Annotated in this window: 7 protein-coding genes; 5 read left to right on the forward strand and 2 right to left on the reverse strand. The window is 46.9% G+C overall.

All coding sequences use genetic code 11. From position 1 onward, the window contains the following. Positions 1–533 precede the first annotated feature (533 nt). The 4 genes from ACP5N5_RS05125 to ACP5N5_RS05140 all read left to right on the forward strand — a co-directional run bounded on the left by ACP5N5_RS05125 (position 534) and on the right by ACP5N5_RS05140 (position 3,565). Entirely contained in the window at positions 534–1,541 is a 1,008-nt protein-coding gene (locus ACP5N5_RS05125) for an ATP-binding cassette domain-containing protein (RefSeq protein ID WP_428133548.1), read from the forward strand. Next, positions 1,525–2,337 (forward strand): ABC transporter permease, encoded by an 813-nt coding sequence (locus tag ACP5N5_RS05130; protein WP_428133550.1) that lies wholly within the window; start codon positions 1,525–1,527, stop codon positions 2,335–2,337. The genes ACP5N5_RS05125 and ACP5N5_RS05130 overlap by 17 nt, the downstream gene beginning before the upstream one ends. Next, positions 2,334–3,134 (forward strand): hypothetical protein, encoded by an 801-nt coding sequence (locus ACP5N5_RS05135; RefSeq protein WP_012607923.1) that lies wholly within the window; start codon positions 2,334–2,336, stop codon positions 3,132–3,134. Before ACP5N5_RS05130 ends, ACP5N5_RS05135 begins: the two co-directional genes overlap by 4 nt. A gap of 89 nt (positions 3,135–3,223) precedes the next feature. Beyond that, on the forward strand, positions 3,224–3,565 hold the full coding sequence (locus tag ACP5N5_RS05140; protein ID WP_428133555.1) for a carboxymuconolactone decarboxylase family protein: 342 nt from the start codon (positions 3,224–3,226) through the stop codon (positions 3,563–3,565). Positions 3,566–3,571: 6 nt separating this feature from the next. Here ACP5N5_RS05140 and ACP5N5_RS05145 read toward each other — a convergent pair whose 3' ends face one another. Beyond that, positions 3,572–4,834 carry a glycoside hydrolase family 1 protein gene (locus ACP5N5_RS05145; RefSeq protein WP_083757820.1) on the reverse strand — a complete coding sequence of 421 codons (1,263 nt, stop codon included), beginning with the start codon at positions 4,832–4,834 and terminating at the stop codon, positions 3,572–3,574. Positions 4,835–4,927: 93 nt separating this feature from the next. On the opposite strand from ACP5N5_RS05145, the gene ACP5N5_RS05150 reads away from it, so the two are divergent. Next, complete coding sequence (locus ACP5N5_RS05150; RefSeq protein WP_042667337.1) at positions 4,928–5,353, forward strand: CBS domain-containing protein; 426 nt, start codon at positions 4,928–4,930, stop codon at positions 5,351–5,353. 10 nt (positions 5,354–5,363) lie between these two features. Here ACP5N5_RS05150 and tsaA read toward each other — a convergent pair whose 3' ends face one another. Continuing rightward, complete coding sequence (tsaA, locus tag ACP5N5_RS05155) at positions 5,364–5,873, reverse strand: tRNA (N6-threonylcarbamoyladenosine(37)-N6)-methyltransferase TrmO (protein WP_276814007.1); 510 nt, start codon at positions 5,871–5,873, stop codon at positions 5,364–5,366. Positions 5,874–6,000 lie beyond the last annotated feature (127 nt).

Consider the following 6,000-nt stretch of genomic DNA (forward strand, 5'->3'; position numbering starts at 1 on the left):
ATACCTGTAATTGCCTGCTTCACCCCCTTATTTCTTATTCCCCCGCTCTGTCCGGCTTCATCCTTAACAGCGGGATCACCCTGAACGTCCCAAGCCGGATGCAAACCCATGCGGGATGCAGGGGGACAGGGATGATGGTACGACACCAGTTTATATATAAACCTATATAAGGCCTGAACCCCCCTCCTGTAAGCACATCGAATAATATAATGGATAAAGCTTAAGGAATTATATAGTAACCCGATCTGCGAAGCTCCGTGGCTTCATTGGGTGGAGTATATTTAATTGATTAATGCAAATATTTTAATCAAGTAGTAAAGAGGTTTATATCAGGTGACTGTATAGTTTAATTAATTAAACTATTATGTTTAGATTAGTAATACGATTCCAAACCATAGTTTCCCAAACATGCATAAAACCACCTTATATGGAACAGTTTTACCAGTATTATTTAATTATGAATTCCAACATTAAAAGATGTCATGGCTGGTGCATGATTCTAATGGTTATAGTGGTTTCGGAGGATTCGAGACTTGCGTGACTACAGTATAGTTGCTGAAGGACTTGTCAAGAGATATGTGACGAGACAGAGGAAGGGACTCTTCAAGTCCACTCCCCAGGTTATTGAGGCGCTTAGAGGAGTGAGCTTTAAGGTGAGGAGGGGGGAGGTTGTCGGACTCCTGGGTCCTAATGGCGCTGGTAAGACGACTACTGTGAAGATACTTGCAACACTCCTCATACCTGATGAAGGGGATGCATGGATTAACGGATTCCATGTGGTCAAGGATGTTGATGATGTGAGGAGGGGTATAGGTGTAGTGTTTAGTGTGGAGAAGGGATTCTATGCTAAGTTAACTGGGAGGGAGAACCTGAGGTACTTTGCCGCGCTATACGGGCTCTCCAGTTCCGAGGCTGAGAAGCGTGTCGAGGAGTTGCTGAGGCTCCTCGAGCTGGATAAGCTCGGAGCATCTGATAGGCTCTTCGAGGAGTACAGTCTCGGGATGAAGGCTAGGCTTGGATTGGCGAGGGCCCTGTTAAGGGATCCACCGGTGCTTATACTCGACGAGCCAACTCTTGGATTAGATCCTCCATCAGCCAGGAAGATAAGGAGCCTAGTTAGGGAGATGGCTGGTAACGGTAAGACAATACTCTACACAACCCACAACATGTTCGAGGCCGAGCTGGTCTGTGACAAAATACTTTTGATAGATAAAGGCAGGATCATTGCTGAGGGGACACCGGGGAAGCTCAAGGAGAAAGTGGCTGGGAAGAGAACTATTGTAGCCCATGTCAGAGGAGACAAGATGATTGTCTCGAGGACGATTGAGGGATTAGAGGTTGAGAAGGTTTCCGTTGAGGAGAGTGAGGAGGGGCTCACGGTGAGGCTCCTCACAAGATCGCCTGAGGAGGTTGCAGGTATATTATTAAGGGAGCTGGTTACGAGAGGTGTGGAAGTATACACCTTGAGGATCGAGGAGCCAACTCTTGAAGACGTCTTCATATACTTTACAAGTGGTGTGGGGCATGAGGGAACTACTTGAGATCATTAGGGCCGAATACATGTTTGTATACGGCGACATCATAAGGAGGAAGAGCGCATTTATATCTCTCCTTACATACCCATACATGCTTACAGTGTTCATACTGGGCATAGGCTATGGATTAGGAGGATTAAATACTTTCACTGAGAAAACCGGTGCAGACCCCCTCCTCTTCTATATCTCTGGTAGCTATATGATGCTGAGCATCATGGCTGTAAGCGATGACCTGCTATGGCGCCCGGACTTCGACCATTGGATGGGCACGCTACCCTATGTGCTCTTATCACCTGTTAAAAGAGTATACAGGTACGTAGCGATCCCACTGCCCCGTTTAACACTAGTGGTGCTCCTGGGCTCAACCAGTATTGTACCAGTATTCATACTCCTCCACGGTGTCTCCGGGCTCGTCGAGAGCCTCGCTATAATAGCCATGACTATAGCGGCATCCCTATCCTTTATACCGGTCTCCCTGCTAATAATGGGGTTACTGTATAGATCCACAGGTGAGAACTGGAGAGTACTCAACATTGTGAGGCCCCTCATAATGATACTGCTGGGAGTCTACTATCCCAGGTACATGATGCCCTGGGTAGCCCGTTTAATAACCTACCTGATCCCATCGAGCAGTATTATTGAGGCTGTGCAGAGGCTCCTGACCAGTCTTGAGCTCGACTCCTACTCCTGGATGCTTATAGGGCTTGCAACAGCTCTCACATTGATCTACCTGCCTATAGGTGTTAGAAGCATTGTTAAATGGGAGGGCAAGCTCCGTACAGCAGGGGTGAAGACGGAGTGAAGGAAGTGATCACACAGACGCTCACAGCCTACTTTAAGGCGGAGATGCTGAGAGAGCATGGTTTCTGGATAAGCCTGATAGGCTTCACTCTCTGGGGATTCCTCTTCATAGGACCTATAGTATTGTTCTCGCCGAGCAGCCTAGATAAGCAGGTTACAGCGGGCTATACGCTGGTGTCTATGCTAGTGTTCTCCTCCTATATGACTGCTACATGGGATTGGAGTAGTCACTTAAGGTGGATGCTTAGAAGCGGTGTCCTGGAGCAGGCTATCGTAGCTGGTAGAAGCTTGTACTTGTACTTTATTGGGCTCCTCCCAGTTAGCTTGATGTGGCTTGTGATAGAGTTCGGGGAGATCTATTTATTACTAACACTACTCTACGCTCCCCCATACCTCAGCGTCTCCGATCCACTCCTATTTTTCACCGTGCTTGCAATGATACTAACCGTGCTGGCGGCACATAGTCTGCTACTGGGGGCATCTATCCTTGCGTCTGGAACCAGTAATATAATAGTCGAGCTCCTCTCCTGGATAATACCTATAGCCAGTGGCGGGTTAACACCCCTTGCTTCAATGCCCCGACTGGTACAGATAGTGGCATTGGCAACGCCATACTCGTATCCAGCCGAGCTACTCAGACACGTCCTCCTTAAAGCGCCAGTAGTAATGCCTACTGATAAGCTTATCCTCTATGGTCTACCCTATGCTCTAGCATACTTGATTACAGCGTTGGCCGTCAATCACTACGTGTTTACCAGGATCAGGAGAAACGGTGTACCCTCTATAGGGATGTATTAGTTTACCATTAAATAGATATATTAAGAAAATATTATATATGTGAATATATTATATATGTGAATACTGATAATAAAAATATGGTGGACTACATGTCTTATAAGGCTGAACTTGAGAAAATAGTCTCCATATTAAACGAACTCTCCTCTAGAACACCCGAGCTCCAGGAGTTCCTGAAGTACATGCATGAAGCTGAATCGGCAAAGACCCTTGATACGAAAACCAAAGAATTGATCAGCCTGGGTATAGCTATCGCTGTGAGGTGCGAACCCTGCATAATATGGCACACTAATGCAGTGGTGAATGCCGGCGCAACAATGGATGAAATACTCGACGTGATAAAGGTAGCTGTATGCATGGGCGGCGGGCCCGCCCTCATGTATGCCTTGAAAGCATATAATGTAGCGAAGGAATTTCTAGCTGGGAAGAAGTAGTCTTGGTTAACTCTGTTTTTCACCATACTTCTCCAGTAGCTCATCGCTTATCCTCTTAGTTCTTGCTATCTCGCTATAGACATACGCGCTTCTCCTCGGCTTCCTCTCGAACGTCGAGTAGTCTACCTCGAACAAGCCGAACCTCTGCTCGAAGCCCTTATCCCATTCATAGTTATCCATGAAGCTCCAGTAATAGTAGCCGTGTATAGGTATACCCTCGGATAAAGCCTTGTAGACATATTGGAGGTGCCTCACAATCGAGAGTATCCTTAACTCATCATCTTTAACGGCTACACCGTTCTCCGTGATAATGATATCCCTCCTGTATCTATCATAGACTTCTCTCGTCACCTCATAGATCCCCCTGGGGTATATACAGTACCCCATAGTGGTCCACAACCCTGTGTCAAGAGGCCTCACATCCATGAACATCTTCAAGGGGTTGAACACGTGTTTAACCACGAACCCACTATAATAGTTGACGCCGATGAAGTCCATATCGCTCTCCTCAATCCTCTTTATCCCTCTCAGTGAAACATATTCTCCCTGGAGTACCCCTTTCAGGAACCCGTGGTTATATGCCTCCCTAGCTTTCTCGCATGCATTGAGATCCCGTCTACCATCACTAGCCGGCTTGAAGGATATCAGGTTCTGGGCTACCCCTACTTTCCCCCTTCCTTTGAGGACCTCGTAGGCCTCCTTATAAGCCTTCACGATGTTCACTGCTGCCTTATCAGCTATCTTCAGACTTTTGTAGCCAGGGGGCCACGCGCCCATTATGTAGCCCTGGAGAATGTAAACATTTGGCTCGTTGAAGACAACCCAGTAGTTCACCCCTTTAACACTATCCACAACTGCTTCAACATACCTCCTGAAGTAGGATATGTTCTCCTCTCTAAGCCATCCCCCTTTATCAATAAACCATTTGGGGCTCGTGAAATGGTGTAGTGTGACCACTGGGGTTATCCCGTGCTTTCTTAGGAGCTCCACGATCTCCACGTACCTGTTTAAAGCCCTCTCATCGAACAAGTTCTCCTGGGGGAATATCCTGCTCCACTCTATGGAGAACCTGTATCCATCGTAGCCGAGCCTACTCATCAACTCTATGTCTTCACGGTAGAGTTCCCAGTGATTGCATGCCTTTCCTGATTTAACTCTTAGCCTTCCAGTTGTCTCCCAATACCACCAGTCATTATACATGTTGTCTCCTTCAATCTGGTGGGAAGCCGTTGCTGTTCCAAACGTGAAATCCCGGGGAAATTCTATCAAGGGTATCTCCTCTTATTATCTAGAATATCTAGGTGGGAGCTATAAAAATAAAGCTTTATTTAAGTAATTATGTATCGGGAAAAGGTGGCACACGTGTCGCTCTTTAGGCGTAAGAGAAGTGTGCCTTTAAGGGTAAGCGATATCATGTCAGCTCCACCGATCACGATAAAGGAGACGGAGTCCGTGGAGAAAGCCGCCAAACTAATGTTCGAGAACAATACCTCAAGTGTCATAGTGGTCAACAGTGATGGCTTGCTAACAGGTATCGTGACAGCTAAGGATGTAGTGGCGGCTGTTGCACTAGGTAAGATAGGTCAGGACATACCGGTGGCAAGATTCATGAAGGAGAATCCGTTAACCATAAGCCCTGATGCGCATATAACTGAAGCCCTTGAGAAGATGAGGGAGTTCAATGTAAGGCACCTGCCAGTCGTAGATAAAAATAATAAGCCTGTTGGAATGGTCAGCGTTAGAGACATCATGGATATTCTCTTAACACTCCTCAAGATAATCGAGTAGAAACCTCTCCTCAAGGCGTCAAATCCATACCGTTTTTCTCCCTAATTCTCTCCTCAAGCACCCTGAGCCACTCAGGTACCTTGAAACCCTGCACCGCTCTGCTCTTATCATAGGGCTTTATATCGAGTACGGGAGTACCATCGAAGAGGTCGAGGCCTCTGACGTAGATCCTGTTCTTCTCTATCTTCTCCACCTCCACAATGGTTAACGCTATTGGATTAGGCCTGTGGGGACTATCAGTAGCGAACACGCCAAGCTCCGGGAGCTCCTCTAGCTTGAAGCCTAACCTCAGGAGTCTCCTTGGCTTAACAATCAAAGTGTTCCTGGCTTCACCAGGTACTTTGTGAAGATATGCCACTATTATTATATGGGAGAAGCCCTCTAATCCCTTGAGGCCCTCAGCGTACTCCGGCAGTACCTCAATAAATCCCTTCACAATGTTTTTATCCAGGGCGTTCTTGACCTCTTCATCCGGTGTACCCGTCCTCACGAATCCGATGGGCTTCAACACTATATCCATGATAACTCCCATTAACTAGCATTTCTCCCCGTCTTAAAGAGCGAGGCTTCCAGTTGTAACTGTATTTATTCACCGTTTGTCCCTAGAGGGCTGTTCTGTGCTTTTTAGGGTCATTTAGGGTCGCCTC

The sequence above is a fragment of the Desulfurococcus sp. genome (genome assembly GCF_049970475.1).
GTDB classification, from domain to species: domain Archaea; phylum Thermoproteota; class Thermoprotei_A; order Sulfolobales; family Desulfurococcaceae; genus Desulfurococcus; species Desulfurococcus amylolyticus.